Origin of the sequence: Solirubrobacter soli DSM 22325, from assembly GCF_000423665.1 — a bacterium.
Taxonomy (GTDB): Bacteria; Actinomycetota; Thermoleophilia; order Solirubrobacterales; family Solirubrobacteraceae; genus Solirubrobacter; species Solirubrobacter soli.
Window position 1 is genome coordinate 479,281 of sequence record NZ_KE384070.1, and the last position, 19,575, is coordinate 498,855.

General features: G+C 73.9%; 14 protein-coding genes, 1 pseudogene and 1 riboswitch. Of the genes and pseudogenes, 12 read left to right on the plus strand and 3 right to left on the minus strand.

Annotated features, from left to right (window positions below; all coding sequences use genetic code 11):
* The first annotated feature begins 4 nt into the window (after positions 1-4).
* A complete protein-coding gene (locus G569_RS0135070) occupies positions 5-2,806 on the plus strand; it encodes a DUF6519 domain-containing protein (protein WP_028066879.1) in 2,802 nt (933 codons plus the stop codon).
* A 3-nt stretch (positions 2,807-2,809) separates the two neighbouring features.
* Here the strand turns inward: G569_RS0135070 and G569_RS0135075 are convergent, their stop codons facing one another.
* The 3 genes from G569_RS0135075 to G569_RS59635 are packed head-to-tail and all read right to left on the minus strand — an operon-like array spanning position 2,810 to position 6,149.
* A complete protein-coding gene (locus tag G569_RS0135075) occupies positions 2,810-3,604 on the minus strand; it encodes a hypothetical protein (protein WP_157592527.1) in 795 nt (264 codons plus the stop codon).
* On the minus strand, positions 3,604-4,533 hold the full coding sequence (locus tag G569_RS54165) for a GH25 family lysozyme (RefSeq protein ID WP_053227444.1): 930 nt from the start codon (positions 4,531-4,533) through the stop codon (positions 3,604-3,606). The genes G569_RS0135075 and G569_RS54165 overlap by 1 nt, the downstream gene beginning before the upstream one ends.
* 5 nt (positions 4,534-4,538) lie before the next feature.
* The gene (locus G569_RS59635) at positions 4,539-6,149 is read right to left on the minus strand and encodes a glycoside hydrolase family protein (RefSeq protein WP_053227445.1); all 1,611 of its coding nucleotides are present in this window, start codon (positions 6,147-6,149) and stop codon (positions 4,539-4,541) included.
* Positions 6,150-6,194: 45 nt separating this feature from the next.
* Between G569_RS59635 and G569_RS66695 the strand changes: the two genes are divergently transcribed.
* From G569_RS66695 to G569_RS66585, 11 genes and pseudogenes are all read left to right on the plus strand, one after another.
* The gene (locus tag G569_RS66695) at positions 6,195-7,139 is read left to right on the plus strand and encodes a GNAT family N-acetyltransferase (protein ID WP_028066881.1); all 945 of its coding nucleotides are present in this window, start codon (positions 6,195-6,197) and stop codon (positions 7,137-7,139) included.
* Positions 7,103-7,218: riboswitch (cobalamin riboswitch) on the plus strand. (Overlaps the previous gene by 37 nt.)
* Before the next feature lie 72 nt (positions 7,219-7,290).
* A complete protein-coding gene (locus tag G569_RS0135095; protein WP_028066882.1) occupies positions 7,291-7,854 on the plus strand; it encodes a histidine phosphatase family protein in 564 nt (187 codons plus the stop codon).
* The gene (cbiB, locus tag G569_RS54175; protein ID WP_037501208.1) at positions 7,851-8,741 is read left to right on the plus strand and encodes an adenosylcobinamide-phosphate synthase CbiB; all 891 of its coding nucleotides are present in this window, start codon (positions 7,851-7,853) and stop codon (positions 8,739-8,741) included. Before G569_RS0135095 ends, cbiB begins: the two co-directional genes overlap by 4 nt.
* Positions 8,738-10,174 carry a cobyric acid synthase gene (locus G569_RS0135105; RefSeq protein WP_084286087.1) on the plus strand — a complete coding sequence of 479 codons (1,437 nt, stop codon included), beginning with the start codon at positions 8,738-8,740 and terminating at the stop codon, positions 10,172-10,174. The genes cbiB and G569_RS0135105 overlap by 4 nt, the downstream gene beginning before the upstream one ends.
* A complete protein-coding gene (locus tag G569_RS0135110) occupies positions 10,159-13,635 on the plus strand; it encodes a cobaltochelatase subunit CobN (protein ID WP_028066884.1) in 3,477 nt (1,158 codons plus the stop codon). The genes G569_RS0135105 and G569_RS0135110 overlap by 16 nt, the downstream gene beginning before the upstream one ends.
* Positions 13,632-15,488, plus strand: a complete 1,857-nt coding sequence (locus tag G569_RS54180; RefSeq protein ID WP_037501211.1) for a VWA domain-containing protein — start codon at positions 13,632-13,634, stop codon at positions 15,486-15,488. The genes G569_RS0135110 and G569_RS54180 overlap by 4 nt, the downstream gene beginning before the upstream one ends.
* Positions 15,485-16,048, plus strand: a complete 564-nt coding sequence (cobO, locus tag G569_RS0135120) for a cob(I)yrinic acid a,c-diamide adenosyltransferase (RefSeq protein ID WP_028066885.1) — start codon at positions 15,485-15,487, stop codon at positions 16,046-16,048. The genes G569_RS54180 and cobO overlap by 4 nt, the downstream gene beginning before the upstream one ends.
* Positions 16,042-17,304: a cobyrinic acid a,c-diamide synthase CobB gene (locus tag G569_RS0135125; protein WP_028066886.1), complete on the plus strand. Its 1,263-nt coding sequence runs from the start codon at positions 16,042-16,044 to the stop codon at positions 17,302-17,304. Before cobO ends, G569_RS0135125 begins: the two co-directional genes overlap by 7 nt.
* Positions 17,295-17,963 carry a precorrin-2 C(20)-methyltransferase gene (gene cobI / locus G569_RS0135130; RefSeq protein ID WP_028066887.1) on the plus strand — a complete coding sequence of 223 codons (669 nt, stop codon included), beginning with the start codon at positions 17,295-17,297 and terminating at the stop codon, positions 17,961-17,963. The genes G569_RS0135125 and cobI overlap by 10 nt, the downstream gene beginning before the upstream one ends.
* Entirely contained in the window at positions 17,960-18,682 is a 723-nt protein-coding gene (locus G569_RS54185) for an energy-coupling factor transporter transmembrane component T family protein (RefSeq protein WP_053227446.1), read from the plus strand. Before cobI ends, G569_RS54185 begins: the two co-directional genes overlap by 4 nt.
* Positions 18,679-19,401, plus strand: a pseudogene (locus tag G569_RS66585) (sirohydrochlorin chelatase); the annotation flags it as partial. The gene G569_RS54185 and the pseudogene G569_RS66585, both read left to right, overlap by 4 nt.
* Positions 19,402-19,575 lie beyond the last annotated feature (174 nt).

A 19,575-nucleotide genomic window follows, 5' to 3' on the forward strand; every position in this document is an offset into this window, starting at 1 on the left:
GCACATGCGCGGAACCCGCTACGGAGACTTCTCCCGCCTCGGCGTCGACACCGCCAAGGGCTATCGCGGCCTGCTCCTGCAGCAGGGTCGCGTGCAACTGGACGCCGACTTCAACGACCGCGGCGAGCTTGCCGAGCGCGCGCTGCGGACCGCGCTCGGCGACCTCTTCGGGCCGGCCGCCGCGCCCGCGGCCGCTCCGGGATTCGGCATCCGGACGCGGATGGGGCTCGAGTTCACCGGCACCCAGCGGCTGGTCCTGGCGGAGGTCTTCGACCGCGATCGGCACACGCTCGAGCTGTGGCTGAGCTGGTACGGGCGCGCGGGCGTGCTCGTCGACTGCCGCGACCGCGATCGCACCGCGGCCGGCTACACGGTCGAGATCGAGGACGACGGGACGCTGCGGCTCGTGCTCGAAGGCGAGGGCATCAGCGCCCGGCGCACGCTCCGCACGCGCGAGCGCCTGCCCGTGCGGACGCCGGTCCTGCTCTCGCTCGTGTTCGGCAGCGACTTCGTCGCGCTCTACCTCGACAGCCGCCAGGTCGTCCGTGACGCGTACCGCGGTGTCCACCTCGACCGCCCGGAGATCCTGATCGGCGGGCCGATCCACGAGGAGGGCGACGGCTTCGTCGGCCTGATCAGCGAGGCGCGGGTGTGGCGGACGGCGCGCACGCTGCCGGAGATCGCCGCCACGGCGACGCAGCCGCCCACGGCCGGGGAGGATCCCGACCTGCACGCCATGCTCGCGTTCGACGAGGGCGAGGGCCCGCTGCTCGCGGACGCCGTGTCAGGGCAGCGCGCGCGGGTGCGTGGCGGGGAGCCGGCCTGGCGTCTGCTGGACCTCGTGATCGATCCGGGGCGCCTGTACGTCGACGGTGTCGCGTGCGAGCAGCTCGGGCAGCGCCGCTACGGCGAGCAGGGCGTGGGGCCGCTCCCGACCGAGGGCGCGTACCTCGTCTACCTCGAGGCGTGGGAGGAGTCCGTCAGCGCCGTGCAGGACCCGGGCCTGCGCGAGGTCGCGCTCGGCGGCCTGGACACGAGCGTCGCGACGCGCATCGCCACGCGCGTGCGGCTCACGCCGCTCGACCTGCGCTACGACGACGACGTCGAGCAGGAGGTGCAGGCGACCGCCGACCAGCTGGCGCTGCCGTCGACGGGGCGGCTCGCCGCCGACCACGATGGCGACCATGCCCCCGGGAACTACCTGTATCGGGTCGAGATCCAGTCGAGCGGGCGGGTCGGCGGCGGCTCGACGCCGACCTTCAAGTGGAGCCGCGACAACGGGGCGTCGCTGTTCGCGCTCGCGGGCGCGCGCGAGGGCGAGACCGAGGTCGGGGTCCTCCCGAGCGGCGGCAGCTTCGAGCCGCTCGCGCCCGGTGACGTCGTCGAGCCGCTGGCGGCCGCCGCCGGCCTGGACGACCGCGGCCATCCGCTGGCCCGGGTGCTGCGGGTGTCCGAGACGGGTGACCGGGTCGAGCTCGACATCCCCCTCGAGGCGGGCTGCGCCTACCTGCGGCGCTGGCAGCCCGGCGCCGCCGAGCGCGGGAAGAGCGCCGAGCTGCCGGCGGGGGCGCACTGGACGGAGCTCGAGGACGGCATCCGCGTGCGCTTCGAGCCCGGCGGCTACCGGCGCGGCGACTACTGGTGGATCGTGGCGCGGCTCGACCTGCGCGGGATCGAGTGGCCGCGCGACGCCGGGCATCCCGTCGCGCTGCCGCCCGCGGGCGTCGAGCGCCTGACCGCGCCGCTCGCCCTGTTGCGGCTCGACGACGACGCCGTGCGGATCGAGGACCTGCGGCGGATCGTCACCGCGATCGTCGCCGAGCGGCCGTCGCCGATGCCACGGCCGGACCCGCCGGCCGATGACACCGACGACGACGTCGACGTGGTGGTCGTCACCGATGACGACGGCGACGTCGTCGAGGTGATCGTCGTCGATGACGAGGAGCCGTCGGAGGAGGTCGACGAGCCGCGCTGGCGGGCGCGCAGCGCGCTCGAGCTGCCGGGCGATCGGCTCCAGGGCGCGGTCAGCGCGGGCGGGATGCTGGTCGTCGCGTCGGATCGAGAGCTGTTCGAGATCGGGGTCGACTCCGGTGATGTCAGCACACTTGCGCCGCTGCCCACGCGCCGGCTCGGACTGGAGCTGTGCGCGCTCGAGGACCTGATCCTGCTGATCGGCGGCGGCGAGGAGCCCGACGAGCTCGACGGGCACGTGTACGCCTTCGAGCTGAGCACGGGGGAGTGGAGCGCCCGCGCGAAGCTGCCGGCGCGGCGCGCGCATCCGGCGGTCGCCGTGGCCCGCGGGCACGTGCACGCGATCGGCGGGCGGCGCGAGGGGACGCTGCGCCACGGCGTCCAGGGCGCCCACCACGTCTATCACCCCGAGACGGACAAGTGGACCGAGGCCAAGTCCCTCCCGACGCACCGTTCGGGCGCCGCCGCCGAGGCGCTTGGCGACCACGTGCACGTCGTGGGCGGGTTCGGCGCCGGCCGTCCCGCGAGGGCGCACACCGAGCACGAGCTCTACGACCTGGACGAAGGCAAGTGGCATCGCGCGCCGGAGCTGCCCGAGCCCGGGCCGGTCGTCGGCTCGGCGACGCACGCCGGCCGGCACGTCGTGCTCGTCGACAACGCCCGCCGCGCGGGTCCTCAGGCGACGCTCGCGTACGACCACCGAGCCGCCCGCTGGCACGCGCTCCCGTCGCTGCCCGAGCGGGTGCGCCGCCCGGTCGTCGCCGCCCACCGCGAGCGCGTGTACGTCGTCGGCGAGCGCGCTGACGGCGTGGTGGTGCTCTACGAGTTCGGCTGACGCCTACAGGTAGGCCTGGGCGCGTGACTTCTGCAGCGCGAGCAGGCGGGCGTTCAGCTGGTTGGCGAAGTGCTGCTGGGCGGTGGCGTCCTGGCCCTGCTGGATCAGCCCCTCGGACTGCGGCGTCAGCCAGCCGGGGCTGAACTCGCCGGCCGAGGTCCGGAACCGGTGCGGGGTCGTCTGGCTCCAGGCGAGGTTCCCGCCCTGGTGTTGCGCCAGCACCTGCTTCTGCTGCGGGATCAGCGAGAGCTTGTTGCTGTTGGCGGTCTTGCGCTCGAAGCGGTAGTCCGGGTGGTCCTGGAGGCTGCTGTTCTCGGTGTCGCCACCCGTGTCGAGGTTGCCGCGGGCGCTGTGGACGTACCCGCCGAGGCGCTGCACCTCCTTGGGGACCAGCGGGGTCGCCGTGTAGTGCTTGTTGACCAGCTGCAGCGCCTGCTTGTGGCCCGGCGCATTGGCATCGCCGCCGTAGAGCGCGGACGTCTTCGCCACCGCCGCGGCGTGCGGGATCTGCTTGTTGAGCAGCGGCGTGAGGAACTTGTCGCGCAGCACGCTCGAGGCGACGGCGTGCGTGCGGGCGAGTCGCGCCTTCTGGAACGTCGTGCCGGACTTGAGCTTCTTCCCGGTGCGGGCGCGGTAGCGACCGCGCAGGTAGTTGTCGAGGCTCGTCTTGGCGCTGAAGCGCGACGGCCGGCCGCTGACCGTGTACTTGCCGGCGGACACGCTGACCTGCAGCCCCTTGGGCTTCTTGGCCTTCGGCTTCGGCTTCTTCTTCGTCTTGGGCTTGTACTTGCTGGGCATCAGGGGGCGCTCCAGGTCGCATGCCACACGGCGTGATCGACCGCTTCCGTGGGCGGGAGCCCGAGATAGAGCTGCAGCCAGCGGCAGCCTTCGGCGCAGCGGGCGTCGAAGACGCCGTCGGTCGGGAGGCGGACGAAGCCGCGGACGTGGTGCATCTGCTGCTGCCAGGCGAGCACGTCGGAGCCGCGCACGCCCTCCTTGAGCACCCGGCCGCGCCAGGCCGGCACGCCCGGGTCGTGGTGTGGCGGGGCGGGCGCGGGCTCCGGCGCGCCGCCGACCAGTGCCTCGAGGTCCGCGTGCGATCCGCGGAAGTACGAGGTGTCGACGGCGCCCGCGATGCCCTCGAACGTGCCCGCGTCGGTGAACTGCCAGAACGTCCACCGGCTCCATGAGCGCAGCAGTTGCGGCTGTGCGGCGTAGTCGGCGAGCCACAACGGGCAGTCCCAGACGTCGGTGTAGCCGTCCAGCAGCGACCTCCAGAATCCGCCGGCGTAGATCATCGGCCGGCGGCCGGTGGCACGATCGACGGTGGCGACCCACGTCGCCGCCCACTCGTAGAGCTGCGCGGAGGACAGGGTGCTGGTGAAGCGCGAGCGCTCGAAGTCCAGCGCGGGCGGCAGGTCGCCGGCGTGCGTGCCGCCGACGGAGTGCAGGACCTCGACGAAGTGCTGCGCCTCGGCCGTCGCGGCGGCGCGCACCGCGGCGGTCGTCGCCGGGTCCGGCACGGTCAGGTTGGCGAAGTGGTACGCGCCGCGGATCAGCCCTCGCTCGCGGATCCCATGCCAGTTGGCCGCGAACTGCGGGTCCGTCCAGCCGCTGCCCTCGGAGGCCTTGGCGATCGCGAAGGCGAGCTCGTGCCCGCCCTGCAGCCGCACGCGCGGCCAGGCGATCTCGCCCTGGTACTCGGAGACGTCGGGCCCGGCGAGCATCCGCGTCAGCTGTCGAGCAGCGCCGGGTCGACGTCGAACGCCTCGTAGCGGGCGCCGTCGGTCCGCGGCTCGACCCGCGCCGGCGAGTACGTGGCCTGGGCGGCCGACTGCTTGGCCAGCTCGATGTCCATCAACCCGCCCTCCCACCGCTGCCAGCCCTCGAGGTACTTGTGCTGGAGCGCCCAGGTGATCAGCACGCCGACGACGAACGTCGTGCCCTGGATGATGTCGGCCCGCGCCGCCGACTCGTCGGTGATCAGCCCCGGGAAGTTCTGCGACAGCCACGATGCCACGCCGCCGGCGAAGATCGCGATGAACGGGCCCAGCAGCGCCACGATCCGGTTCAGCGGCAGACGCGGGGTGGACAGGATCGGCTGCTGTTCGGACGCGTCGGGGTTCACGGGCTTCTCCTTGGGCTCGGGGTGGTCAGGACGGGTCGCGGGCGGCGCCGGATGGCCGCGCAGGGCGGCGACCGTCGCCCGGTCCAGCCCGCCGGTGGGCTCGAGGCCGTGCGCCCGCTGGAACGCGAGCAGCGCATCGCGGGTGGCGGGCGTGGCCTCGCCGTCGACGGGCAAGGTCGGGTGGCCGTGCCGGCGCAGCAGCTGCTGGACGATCGCGGTCGCCTCGGTGCGCGTGTCGGGGCGCCGGCGGACGGGGGTCGGTTCGCTCGTGGGATGCCACACGCCCGGGCGGTAGCGGAGATGCCACCACTCGCTCGGCGCGTCGCTCCAGATCTTCGCCCATCCGTACCGCTCGCCGATCTCGTCCACGATGCCGCGCATCCGTTCGGTCCCGAGGTCGATCGCGAGCCCGAGCCCGTGGTTGGACGTGCCCGGGACCGCCGCCAGCTCGCCCTTGCCCTCCTCGTAGAGGCGGTAGAGGTACTGCTGCTCGGGCACGGTGCGGTAGGTGCCGAGCGGCCCTTCCGAGCGCAACGTCACGCCGAACCGGCGCTCGCTCTCGGCGTTCATCGCATTGAAGGCGGCGGCCGCATCGAGGCGTAGACGCCCGCCCGGGACAGGCGCGAGCAGGCTCTCCGGCACCCGGCCGTTGTGGCTCGCCGCCTCGAGCTCCGCCGGTGTCAGCTCGGTGCGGATCGGCTGGGGCGTGGGTGGATTCGGGTGCACGGGGTCGTGCGGGTGGTGGCGCGGCGGTGGCGCGGGCCGCTTGCCGACGGGGCGCAGGAACAGCGCCCGCTCCTTCTCGCGCCGGGTCACGAGGCCTGGCAACCGCACGCCGCCCGCCGTGTCCCACGCGAGCATCGCGTCGGCCGCCGTCTCCCATTGGTGGGCGCGCAAGGCGCGTCCGACCCTGCTCGCGGGCGCGATCCCCGCCGCTCCGACGTTGTAGACGAAGGACACGAGCGCGTCGAACTGGTTCTGGTTGAGCGGGAGCCGCAGCGCGTTGACCAGCGGCGCGTAGGTCCGATCGACGTCGTGCTCCAGCCGCGCCTGCGCCTGCGCACGGGTCATCGGGGGCGTGCCCGGGCCGATGCCCGCCGTCGTCCCGTAGCCGATCGTCCACAGGCCCTGCGGGTCGTGCGGGCCGTGGTACGGCCGCGCGCGGAAGCCTTCGAAGGACTCGATCAGGCGAGCGCCGGCGGGCGAGAGCTCCACGTGCGCGATGCTCTCAGAGCGGTCAGGGTTCCGTAGGCTGTGGGGGTGTCCCCGGCGCGGGTTCGCGGCCTCCTTCCAGGCGATTCGCTCGACCACCTCGAACCGCTCTGGGGTGCGCTTGCTGACATCCCGTCCGAGCCCGGGCCGGGCGCGCTCGTCGTGGTCCGCGGCGAGGCCGTCGAAGCGCTCGCGTCGGTGGCCGGACGGCGCGTCGTGGGCGTGTACGTCGCTCCAGGTATCGGGGGCGGGGAGGTGCTCTCGGCGCTGGCCGACGAGTCCGCCGGGAAGCGGCTCGAGCTGCTGGCGCGTGATGCCGGCCCGGCCCTCGAAGCGGCCGCCGTCTCGGCCGGTTTCGCGGTCGTGCACCGCCAGGTCCGGGTGAGCGGCTCGCTCGCCGGGGTCGGTCGTCCACGGCACCGCCCGCTGACGTTCCGGACCTACGGCGAGGTCGGCCGCCGCGGGATGCTCGCGGTCCTGAACGCGGTCTGGTCCGGCGGCCCTGGCCCGACCGGCGTGCCGCCGGCGGTGGCACTCGACGAGTTCATCGACGCCGCGCCGGACACCTCCCTGTGGCGGGTCGCCTATCACCGGGGCGAGCCGGCGGGCGCGATGCTTCCGCTGCTCGTCGACGACGATCCGCCCTCGGGCGTCCTGCTGTACATCGGCGTGTGCGCGGCGTTGCGGCGGCGCGGGCTCGGCCGCGCACTGCACGCCGAGGCGCTGTGGCGGCTGCGGTCCGCGGGCGCCGAGGTGTATCGCGACAGCACCACGCTGGACAACGCGGCGATGCGCCACCTGTTCGCGCGCGCCGGATGTGTCGAGGAAGGCACGTCGCTGCTGTTCGCCCGCCCGGGATCGGTCGAAGGGGCGCCCGGCGTCTCCCCGCGGTTGCCGCTCGGAGCGCACGTCAGCCTGTTGGAGAAGGTGCCCATCCGGCGCGGCGTTGTATTGTCCTCGCCTCCAGCCGCGAGGGCGCGGGAAAGCCGGTGAGAGACCGGCGCGGTCGCGCCACTGTTATCGGGACGTTCGATCCCGGAGCCAGGATTCCGACCTTCGCGGGACAGACCGACGGGACGCGTCATCCCGAGGAGGTTGCCTTGCCCAAACCGCACCGACCGATCGCCCGAGCACACCGCTCGCGGTGACGCGCAGGTTGCTGCTCGTTCGCCACGCGTCCACGGACGCGGTGCGAGCCGCTGCCTTCGGTGCGGATGAGCCGTTGGACGCCGGCGGGCGTGCCGCCGCCGCGGCGCTCGCGGCCCGGCTGCCACGGACGGACGACGTGCTGGTCTCACCGGCCTTGAGGGCACGCGAGACCGCCTCGTTGGCGGGTCTGGCCGCCTCTGGCGCGGCGCCGGCCGAGTGCGACTTCGGCACGTGGGCGGGCCGCACGCTGCGTGACGTCGCGGAAGCGGACCCGGCGGGCGTGCAGGCGTGGATGACCGACCCCGACGCCGCACCCCACGACGGCGAGTCGCTGACCGCGCTGCTTTCCCGCGTGCGCGCCTGGCTCGCGGATCAGGCGTCGATCGACTCGGGCACGGCCGTCGCGATCACCCACGCGGGCGTCGTGAAGGCCGCGGTCGTCGCCGCGCTGGACGCACCCCCGATCGCGTTCTGGCGCGTCGACGTCGCTCCCTTGTCGATCACCGAGCTGCACGCCCACGACCAGCGCTGGACGGTCACGCGGGTGAACGACCGATGAAGAGCGCCGTCGTCCTCGGCGTCGGCGCGGATGTCCTCTTCGGCGACCCTCGCCGTGGCCATCCCGTTGCGGCGTTCGGCTCCGTCGCGGGCGCGTTCGAACGGGTGGCCTATCGGCCGGCTCGGATCGCCGGCGCCGCCTACGCCGCGGTGCTCGTCGGCGGCGCCGTGGTGCTGGGCGTGCTGCTCGAACGCGCCCTCGGTCGTCGGCTCGCCGGCGCCGTCTGCCTGTGGGTGGCGCTCGGCGGGCGGTCGCTCGCCCGCGAAGCGGCCGCCGTCGGCGAGCTCGTGGCGCGCGACGATCTCGCGGGCGCGCGACGGCGCATCCGCTCGCTCGTCGGTCGCGATCCCGAGCACCTCGATGCCGCCGGGCTCTCCCGCGCGGTGGTCGAGTCGGTCGCCGAGAACACGGTCGACGCGGTGATCGCGCCGCTCGTGTGGCTGAGGGTCGGGGGTGCGCCGGGCGTGCTCGCCCACCGCGCCGTCAACACGCTCGACGCGATGGTCGGCAACCGCAGCGAGCGCTACGAGCGCTTCGGCATGCCGGCGGCGCGCGCCGACGATGTCATGAACTGGCCGGCGGCCCGGCTCGCCGCCGCGCTCACCGTGCTGCTCTCCGGCCGTCCGGTCGCGACCTGGCGGGCGTGGCGCGCGGACGCGGCGGCCCATCCGAGCCCGAACGCCGGCCAGATCGAGGCCGCGTTCGCCGGCGCGCTCGGCGTCCAGCTCGGCGGGACGCTCGCCTACGCGGGTCGCGTCGAGCACCGCCCGCGACTCGGCGACGGCCGCGAGCCCGGCCCGCGGGACATCGCCCGCGCGATCTCCTTCGCCCGCCGCATCTCCCTCGCCACCGCGCTGCTCACCGCGACCCCATGGCGGCGCCGATGAGCGTGCTGATCGCCGGGACGGCGTCGGACGCCGGCAAGAGCGTGATCACGGCGGCGATCTGCCGCTGGCTCACGCGCCAAGGCCACTCCGTCGCTCCCTTCAAGGCGCAGAACATGGCGCTCAACTCGACCGTCACCGCTTCGGGGGCGGAGATCGGGCGGGCGCAGGCGATGCAGGCCGCAGCGTGTGGCATCGAGCCCGAGGCGGCGATGAACCCCGTGCTGATCAAGCCGAGCGGGCGTCATCGCAGTCAGGTGCTGCTGATGGGCAAGCCGTACGCGAACGCCACCGCTCGCTCCTACCAGGACCTCAAGCCGGACCTGCGCGAGCCGGTGATCCAGGCCTACCGGAGCCTGAAGCGCCGGTTCGACTTCGTGATCTGCGAAGGCGCCGGCAGCCCGGCCGAGATCAACCTGCGGGCGAACGACATCGCGAACATGGGGCTCGCCCGCGCCGCCGGCATCCCGGTCGTGCTCGTGGGCGACATCGACCGCGGCGGCGTCTTCCCCTCGCTCTACGGCACGCTCGCCCTCCTGGACCCCGGCGATCAGCGACACGTCGCGGGCTACGTGATCAACAAGTTCCGCGGCGACGCGTCGATCCTCGCGCCCGGCCTGGACACGCTGCGCGACCTCACCGGGCGGCCCACGTACGCGGTCCTCCCATGGCTGGACGGGCCGTTCATCGACGCCGAGGACTCGCTCGCGCTGCGCGCCCCGGCCGCCGACGGGGCGACGCTCGACGTCGCGGTCGTCCGCCTGCGCTGGATGAGCAACTTCACCGACCTCGACGCGCTCGCGTCCGAGCCGGGCGTGTCGGTGCGGTTCACCCGCTCCGCCGCGGACATCGAACGCGCCGACCTCGTCGTCCTCCCCGGGACCAAGGCGACCGTCGAGGACCTGCAGGGTCTGCGCGACGCGGGCCTCGACCGGGCGCTGATCGAGCGCCGCGGCCCGATCCTCGGCATCTGCGGCGGCTACCAGATGCTGGGCACGACGATCGACGACGAGGTCGAGAGCGACGCCGGCCGCGTCGACGGCCTCGGGTTGCTCGGCATCTCCACCCGCTTCGCCACCGAGAAGCTGCTGCGGCGCGTCAGTGGCACCGTCTGGGACGTCGATGCCTCCGGGTACGAGATCCGCCATGGCCGGGTGACATCGGACGAGTCGCTGCTCCAGCGCGGCGACGTCCTCGGCACGAGCTGGCACGGCCTGCTCGAGGGCGACGCGTTCCGCCGCAAGCTGCTGACGTGGGTCGCCGAGCGCCGCGGTCGCGCCTGGACGCCCGGGACGACGAGCTTCGCCGCCGTCCGCGAGGCCCACCTCGACCGGCTGGCCGACTGGTTCGGCGAGCACGTCGACCCCTCCTTCCTCGACCTCCTCCAACGTGGTGTCCCCGAAAGGCCGCCGGTGATCGCTTGCTCCGTCTCCTGACGACCGCTGACACGGAGATCCTCGCCGCAGCGCACGCCGTGCGCGCGCTCGGCCCGGACTTCCCGGAGGTGCGGGCGGCGAACCCGGTCGATGACATCGAGCCGTTCGTCGCGGGCGCGAGGGTGGTCGTCGTGCGGCTGCTCGGCGGAAGGCGCGCCTGGCCCGAGGGCGTCGAGACACTGCGTGCGCTCTGTGAGCGCGACGGGATCGCGCTGATCCTGCTCGGCGGCGAGTCAGAGCCGGACGCGGAGCTCGCCGAGCGCTCGCTCGCCCCGGCGGGCGCGATCGCGCAGGCGTTCGAGTACCTGCGCCACGGCGGCGTCGACAACACGCGCGAGCTCCTGCGCTTCCTCGCTGACACGTTCGGTCTGGAGGGCCACGGCTTCGAGCCGCCGCGGGAGCTGCCGGAGCTCGGGGTCTACGTTCCCGGCGTCGGCGACGTCGACGCGCTGCCGTCGCGCGACGGGCGCCCGCGCGTGGGCGTCGTCTTCTACCGCTCGCATCGCGTCACGGGCAACACGGCGTTCGTGGACGCGCTCGCGGCGGCGATCGAGCGCGCCGGCGGCCAACCGGTGTGCGTGTGGGCGTACTCGCTGCGCGGCGACGCACCCGCCCTCGCCCTGCTCGACGGCGAGATCGACGCCCTGGTGACGACCGTCCTGGCCAGCGGCGGCTCGCACGCGGGGGACGAGTGGCACGCGGAGGCGCTGGAAGCGTTGGGCGTTCCCGTCATCCAGGCGCTCTGCGCGACGACGTCCCGGCAGCGCTGGGAGGAGTCCGACGCCGGGCTGAAGCCGCTCGACGCCGCGATGCAGGTCGCCATCCCCGAGTTCGACGGGCGCATCATCGGAGTGCCGATCTCCTTCAAGGAGCCGTTCGAGGACTTCGACGCCGTCCACTACGCGCCTGACATCGAGCGCTGCGAACGGTTGGCGCGGCTCGCCGTCCGTCACGCCCGCCTGCGCACGCTGGCGCGCGACGAGCAGCGCACGGTGATCGTGCTCTCGTCGTTCCCGACCAAGCACGCGCGGGTGGGGAACGCGGTCGGGCTCGACACCCCCGCCAGCGCGATGGAGATCCTGGCCGCACTCGCGGCGCATGGCCACCGCGTCGAGCACGACTTCGCCGACGGCGACGCGCTCATCCACGCGCTGATCGCCGCCGGCGGCCACGACCCGGAGTTCCTCTCCGACACGCAGTTGGAGGCCGCGCCGGCGCGGTTGCCCGTGGCCGACTACGTGCGCTGGTTCGACGCGCTTCCGTTGCAATTGCGCAAAGCCGTAACAGATACGTGGGGTCCGCAGCCGGGCGAGCATTACGTCGACGGCGACGATTTCGTGATCGCCGGTTTGGCTCTGGGCAACGTGTTCGTGGCGATCCAACCGCCTCGCGGCTACGGCGAGAACCCGGTCGCGATCTACCACGACCCCGAGCTCGCGCCCGCGCATCACTACCTCGCAACCTATGTATGGTTTGACCAGAAGTTCGGGGCCGATGCGATCGTCCACCTCGGCAAGCACGGCACGCTCGAGTGGCTGCCGGGCAAGGCACTCGGGCTGAGCGCCGCCTGTGCGCCCGACGCCTGCCTCGGCGACGTCCCGTTCTTCTACCCGTTCGTGGTCAATGACCCGGGCGAGGGCATGCAGGCCAAGCGCCGCGCCCACGCCGTGGTGATCGACCACCTCGTCCCGCCGATGATGCGCGCCGAGACCTATGACGAGCTCGCCCAGCTCGAGCAGCTGCTGGACGAGTACGCCCGCTGCGAGGCGCTCGACCCGGCGAAGCTTCCGACGCTCGCCAACCGCATCTGGACGCTCTTGCACGAGGCCGACCTGCACACCGACCTCGATGTCACCGGCGAGCAGCCCGCGCTCGAGGACTTCGGCGACCTGATCGAGCACGTCGACGGCTACCTGTGCGAGATCAAGGACCTCCAGGTCCGCGACGGCCTGCACATCCTCGGCCGGGTTCCGGAGGGCGACCAGTTCCGCGGCCTGCTCGGCGCCTGCCTGCGGCTGCCGGGGCTGCGCGACGCGATCGGCATCGCGGACGTCGACGCGGCCGCTGCCGAGGAGGAGCGGATCCTCCGCGAGTTCCTGGCGACGGGGGACGTGGGCGAGGACCCGCGGGTCCGGCCGCTGCTGGAGCTCGCCCGCGACGAGATCGTCCCGAAGCTGCGCGCGACGCCCAACGAGATCACCGCGCTGCTCGGCGGGCTGCACGGCCGGCACGTGCCGGCGGGACCGTCCGGCTCTCCCACCCGCGGGCGGCTCGACGTGCTCCCGACGGGCCGCAACATGTACTCGGTCGACCCGCGCGCGCTGCCCTCGGAGCTCGCGTACGAGACCGGCGTCCGCCTGGCCGACGCGCTGCTCGCCGACGGCGTCCCGGAGACCGTCGGCATCGTCGTGTGGGGCACCGCCGCGATGCGCACGGCGGGCGACGACGCGGGCGAGATCCTCGCGCTGCTCGGCGTTCGCCCCCGCTGGCACGCCGAGACCCGCCGGATCGCCGGGCTCGACGTGATCGGGCTCTCGGAACTGGGTCGGCCGCGCGTCGATGTCACCGTGCGGATCTCGGGCTTCTTCCGCGACGCGTTCCCCCACCTGGTCGAGCTGCTCGACGAGGCCGTCTGCCTGGTCGCGGGCCTCGACGAGCCGGTGGAGATGAACTACGTGCGCAAGCACGTCCTGGCGGACGTCGAAGGGCTCGCCGGCGACTGGCGTGGCGCGACCGCCCGCATCTTCGGCGGCCGCCCCGGCACGTATGGGACCGGCATCCTGCAGCTCGTCGACGTCCGCAACTGGCGCGACGACGCCGACCTCGCCGAGGTCTACGAGGCCTGGGGCGGGCACGCGTACGGGCGCGGGCTCGACGGCGTCGAGGCGCGCTCGGCGATGCGCAAGCAGTTCGCCCGCATCGACGTCGCGGTCAAGAACATCGACACCCGCGAGCACGACCTGCTCGACTCCAGCGACTACTTCGCCGAGCACGGCGGGATGATCGCCTACGTCCGCCACCTGGCCGGCGCGGACCCGCGGGCGGTGATCGGGGATTCGAGCGACCCCTCCGCGCCCGCCGCCCGCTCTTTGGCCGCCGAGGCCAAGCGCGTCTTCCGCTCCCGCGTCGCGAACCCGCGCTGGATCGGCTCGATGATGCGCCACGGCTACAAGGGCGCGTTCGAGCTCTCCGCGACCGTCGACTACCTCTTCGGCTACGACGCCACCACCGGCGTGGTCGACGACTGGATGTACGAGTCCGTCACCGAGCGCTACGTCGGCGCCCCCGACGTCCGCGATTTCCTCCAGCGCTCGAACCCCTGGGCCCTGCGCGCGATCGCCGAACGACTGTTGGAAGCCGCCGACCGCGGCCTCTGGTCCGCGCCCTCGCCCGACGCGCTGGAGACGCTGCGCGAGGCGTACCTCGAAGTCGAGGGCGATCTCGAGGAGGCGAGCGCGTGACGGCCTTCCCCTTCAGCGCGCTCGTCGGCCAGGACGACCTGCGCGAGGCACTGCTCGCGTGCGCGGTCGATCCCGCGATCGGCGGCGTGCTCGTGCGTGGGGAGCGCGGGACGGCCAAGACGACGGCCGTGCGTGGGTTGGCACCGCTGGTGGGATCGCTGGTCGAGCTGCCGCTCGGCGCGACCGCGGATCGCGTGCTCGGGACGCTCGACCTCGACCGGGCGCTCGCCGAGGGCGCGGCCGAGTTCAAGCCCGGGTTGCTCGCCGGCGCCGACGGCGGCCTGCTGTACGTGGACGAGGTCAACCTGCTGCCCGACCATCTCGTCGACGTGCTGCTCGACGCGGCCGCGCTCGGTCGCGTGCACGTCGAGCGCGATGGGCTGTCGGCCGCGTACGACGCCCGCTTCGTGCTCGTCGGGACGATGAACCCCGAGGAGGGCGACCTGCGCCCGCAGCTGCTGGACCGCTTCGGCCTGTCGGTCGAGGTCGTGGGCTCGCTCGATCCGGCCGCGCGCGTCGAGATCGTCCGGCGCCGGCTCGCCTTCGACCGCGACCCCGCGGCGTTCGCTTCCTCGTGGGCGGCGGAGGAGGCCGCACTCGCGGCACGGGTCGCGACCGCGCGGGAGCGCACGGTCCGGTTGCCGGACCGCATCGTCCTCCTGATCGCGGGAACCTGCGCGCGGCTCGGCGTCGACGGCCATCGCGCCGACATCGTCTGCGCCCGCGCCGCCACGGCGCTCGCCGCCCTCGACGGCGACGACGCGGTCACGGCCGACCACGTCCGCCGCGCCGCCCGCCTGGCGTTGGCCCACCGCCGTCGCCGCGGCCCGCTTCAGGCCCCGGGCCTCGACGAGTCCGAGCTCGACGCGGCGATGTCAGAAGCGGAGGACGACGACCTCGACCCGTCCCCGAACGGGGGCGGCGGCGCCCCGCGCGACGCCGGTGGCGGCGACGACGACTCGGACGCCGAGGCCGGCGCTCGCGGCGACGAGCGGCCGTACCGCGCCGACGCTCCCTCGCGCGAGCGCACCGACGCACCCACCGAGGCCGGCCGCGCGCCGCTGCTCGCGCTCACCGGCCGCGGCCGCGGCGCCGCGGGCCGGCGCAGCCGCGCCGAGGGCGGCCCGCCGATCGACAGCCGCGAGCCCGCGGGCCCGGTCACCGACCTCGCGATCGCCGCGACCCTCCGCGCCGCCGCCACCCGCCGCGCGCTGACCGTGCCGCGCCGCGACGCCGCGCCGGCCGACGCCGCGCCGGTTGCCGCTGCGCCGGCCGTCCCCGTGCGGCCGCGCGGCGCGGCGGGCGCCCTTCTTCGCTCCGACCTGCGCGAGCACGTGCGGGCGGGCAAGGAGGGGAACCTCGTCGTGTTCTGCGTGGACGCGTCGGGGTCGATGGGGGAGCGGAGGCGGATGGCGCGGGTCAAGGGGGCGATCCTCGGTCTGCTCAACGACGCCTACCAGCGGCGGGACAAGGTCGCGCTCGTGACGTTCCGCGGCGAAGGGGCGCAGCTCGTGCTCCCGCCGACGAGCAGCGTCGAGCAGGCCGCACAGGCGCTGACCCGGCTTCCCACCGGCGGGCGGACGCCGCTCGCGCACGGGCTCGCCGAGGCCGAGCGGGTGATTCGGCACGAGGCGCGGCGTGACCCCACGCGCCGGGCGCTCGCGCTGGTCGTCACCGACGGTCGCGCCACCCACCGCGACGCGGTCGCGCTCGCCGCCGCGCGGCTCGCCCAGGCGGCGCACGGCGTGGTCGTGTTCGACGGGGAGCAGGGCCCGGTGCGGCTCAATCTCGCTCGCGACCTGGCCGAGGCCGCGAACGCACGACTGCTGCCACTGGAGGCGCTTGCCGCATGACCGACATCGGATCCGCCGATCCCAAGCGCCGCAAGCCGCGCGACCGGCCGCTCCTGATCGTGATCACCGGTCACGGGAAGGGGAAGTCGACGTCGGCCTTCGGGATGCTGATGCGCTCGTGGGCGCGGGGGTATCGCTGCGGGGTCTTCCAGTTCGTGAAGTCCGGCAAGTGGAAGGTCGGCGAGGCGAAGGCCGCGCAGCACCTGGGTGGCATCGACTGGGAGAAGATGGGCGACGGCTGGACGTGGATCTCGCGCGATCTCGAGGAGTCGGCGGACAAGGCGCGCGAGGGGTGGGCGGAGGTCAAGCGGCGGATCGAATCCGAGCGCTACGAGTTCCTGCTCCTCGACGAGCTGACTTACGCGATCAAGTACGGCTGGATTCCCGAACAGGAGATCCTCGACACGTTGCGTGACCGGCCCGGGTTCCAGCACGTCGTCGTGACCGGCAGGGACGCGTCGCCGGGGCTGATCGAGGCGGCCGACCTGGTCAGCGAGGTCGCGAAGGTCAAGCATCCGATGGACGCGGGCATCCGCGCGCAGCAGGGGATCGAGTGGTAGCGCGGATCGTCATCGCGGGCACGAGCTCCGGCGCGGGCAAGACGACGGTTGCGACCGGCCTGATGGCGGCGCTGGCCAAGCGCGGCGACAAGCCGGCGCCGTTCAAGGTCGGCCCGGACTTCATCGACCCCAGCTACCACGCGCTCGCGGCGGGCCGGCCGGGCCGCAACCTCGACGCGTTCCTCTCGACCCCCGAGCTGATCGAGCCACTGTTCAACCACGGCGCCAACGGGGCGGACGTCGCGGTGATCGAGGGCGTGATGGGGCTCTACGACGGCGCGTCGGGGCGCGGCGAGCTGGCGAGCACCGCCCACGTCGCGAAGCTGCTCCAGGCGCCGGTGATCCTCGTGGTCGACGCGGCCGCGATGGCGCGCAGCGTCGCCGCGATCGTGCACGGCTATCGCACGTTCGACCCGGACGTGAACGTCGCCGGCGTCATCCTCAACCGCGTCGGCTCACCCGCCCACGCGAACCTGCTGCGCGAGGCGCTGCCCGACATCCCCGTCCTCGGCGCCCTGCCACGCGACGCCGGGCTCGCGGTGCCGGAGCGCCACCTCGGCCTCGTGCCGGTCGCCGAGCGGGCGCCTCGGGCACGGAGCGTGATCGACCGGCTGGCCGCGAGCATCGAGCAGCACTGTGACATCGAAGCGATCCTGAACCTCGCCCGCACCGCGCCCGCGCTCCACGCGCCCGCCTGGTCGCCGGGCGAGGCGCCGCCGCGTGTGCGGGTCGCGATCGCCCGCGGGCCCGCGTTCTCCTTCCACTACGAGGAGAACCTCGAGCTGCTGACCGGCGCGGGCGCGGAGCTCGTCCCGTTCGATCCGCTCACCGACCCGCTGCCCGACGCCGGCGCGCTGATCCTCGCGGGCGGGTTCCCGGAGATCTTCGGCGCCGAGCTGTCCGCCAACGAGGGACTACGCAAGCAGATCGCGGCGTTCACCGGCCCGATCCTGGCCGAGTGCGGCGGGCTGCTCTACCTCACGCGCCAGCTCGACGGGCATCCGATGTGCGGGGTGATCGACGCCACGGCCGCGATGACGCGCAAGCTGACGCTCGGCTACCGCGAGCTGACGACCACCGACGACCATCCCGTGTGGCCCACCGGAACGAGCCTGCGCGCGCACGAGTTCCACTACTCGACGGTGACGCCCGTCCAGCGCTCCTACGTACGCGGCAACGTCCACGCGTCCTACCTGCACACCCACTGGGCCGCGATGCCCGAGGTCGCGCAACGACTGGTGGCGGCATGCGGCTGATCGGCGTCGGCGTCGGGCCGGGCGACCCGGAGCACCTCACCCTCAAGGCGCTGCGGGCGTTGAAGGAAGCGGACCGCGTGTTCGTGCCACACGGGGGACGCGCGGCCGAGATCGTCGCCGAGCACGTCGAGTGCGAGCCGCTCGAGTTCGGGATGTCCGACGCCGCGGCACGCGACGAGCACTGGGATCGCGGCGGCGAGCGGATCGCCGCCGTCGTGCGCACCGGCACCGCCGCCTTCGCCACGATCGGCGACCCGAACCTCTACTCGACGTTCGCCTACATCGCCCAGACGGTGCGCGGGCTGGTACCGGACGTCGTGGTCGAGACCGTGCCCGGCATCACCGCGATGCAGGACCTGGCCGCACGGTCGGGGACCGTCCTGGCCGAGGGAATGGAGCGGCTCGCGCTCGTCCCGTACACCGCCGGCGACGACGCACTTCGGAGCGCACTGCGCAGTTTCGACACAGTTGTGGTCTACAAGGGCGGCCGCCACCTGCCGGCCGTGCTGCGCGCGGTCGACGAGGCCGGCGGCACTCCGATCTACGGCGAGGAGCTCGGCCGCCCGCGCGAGACGCTGGTTGCGCCGGACGGGCCCGCGCCGTACTTCTCGACCGTGATCGTGCCTGCAAATCGCGGGAAACGAGGGAGCCGGCTGTGAGCGGCGCCGCGCACAACGAGGAGGTCGAGGCGACCGTCGAGACGCCGCTCCATCGCGCGCCCGCCGAGTGCAAGGTGCTCGCGACGGTGCTGTTCGTCGTCGCCGTCGCGCTCGTCCCAGGTGGTCAAATGGTTTGGCCATATCTGGCCGACGCCGCGCTGCTCGCCGCGGTGGCGTTCGCCGCTCGGACGCCCCTGTCGTTGCTGGGCGGACGGCTGGTGATGGAGGCGCCGTTCGTGCTCTTCGTCGCCGTCCTGCCGTTCGCGGCCGACGACGGCTTGTGGCTCGCGTCCGCGATCCTCGCCAAGGCCACGCTCGCGGTGCTCGCGACCGGGGTGCTGGCCTGGACGACGCCCGCGGCCGAGATCCTCCGTGGCGCCGAGCGGCTGCGGGTGCCGAAGACGTTGATCGGGATCGCGGGGTTCGCGCTGCGCTACCTGCAGGTCGTGCTCGGTGAGCTGCGGCGGATGCGGCTCGCGCGCGCCCAGCGCGGCGACGATCCGCGCTGGCTATGGCAGGCCCGCGGCACGGGCCCGATGGTCGGCGCGCTCGTCGTGCGGACGTTCGAGCGGGGCGAGCGCGTGCACGTCGCGATGCTCGCCCGCGGCTACGACGGCTCGATGCCACGGCTGCAGCTCGCGCCGGCGGCTCGGCCGCTCTCCTGGGCGGCCGTGGCCGCGTTCGCGGCGCTTCCGTGGATCGTGACGGTGACGGCATGAGCGCGGCGCTGCTCGTCGTCGGCCATGGCAGCCGCGACGCCGACGGGCTCGAGGAGTTCTGGACGCTCGCCGAGCACGTGCGGGCGGCCGCGGCCGATCTGCCCGTCGGGTTCGGGTTCATCGAGCTCGCCGAGCCGCTGGTCGACGCCGGCATCGACGAGCTGGTCGCCCGCGGGAACACGGACGTGGTCTCGATCCCGCTGGTCCTGCTCGCCGCCGGCCACCTGAAGAACGACGGCCCGGCCGCGCTCACACGGGCGCGGCAGCGGCACCCGGGCGTCGCGTTCCGGATGGGGCGGGACCTCGGCATCGATCCCGCCGTGCTCGCCGTCGCCGAGGACCGGGCGCGCGAGGCACTCGGTGACTTCGATCCCACGACCTCCGCGGTCGTGCTCGTGGGGCGCGGCTCGAGCGACCCCGATGCCGGGTCGGACCTCTACAAGGTCGCGCGGCTGCTGGCCGACGGGCGCGGGCTCGGTCTGGTCGAGCCGGCGTTCGCCGGGGTGACATGGCCGAGCGTCGCCGATGCCCTCGAGCGCTGCCGCCGGCTGGGCGCGACGCACATCGCGGTCGTGCCGTTCTTCCTGTTCACGGGCGTGCTCGTGCCGCGCATCCAGGCGCAGGCGGCGGAGTGGGCGGCGGCGCACCCGGAGCTCACGGTGGTGGCGGGCGAGCACCTCGGCCCGGACCGGCGGCTCGCGCGGCTGGTCCTCGAGCGCTACCGCGAGGCGCTGACCGGGCCGGTGCGGATGAACTGCGACCTCTGCACCTACCGCGTGCGGCTGCCCGGCTACGAGGACAAGGTCGGCACGCCGATCTCACTCACGCCGCACGGCGACGGGCCCGCGCGCGGGTCGCGCCGCTCGCGGCGGGCGACGCGCGCCCCGCTGGTC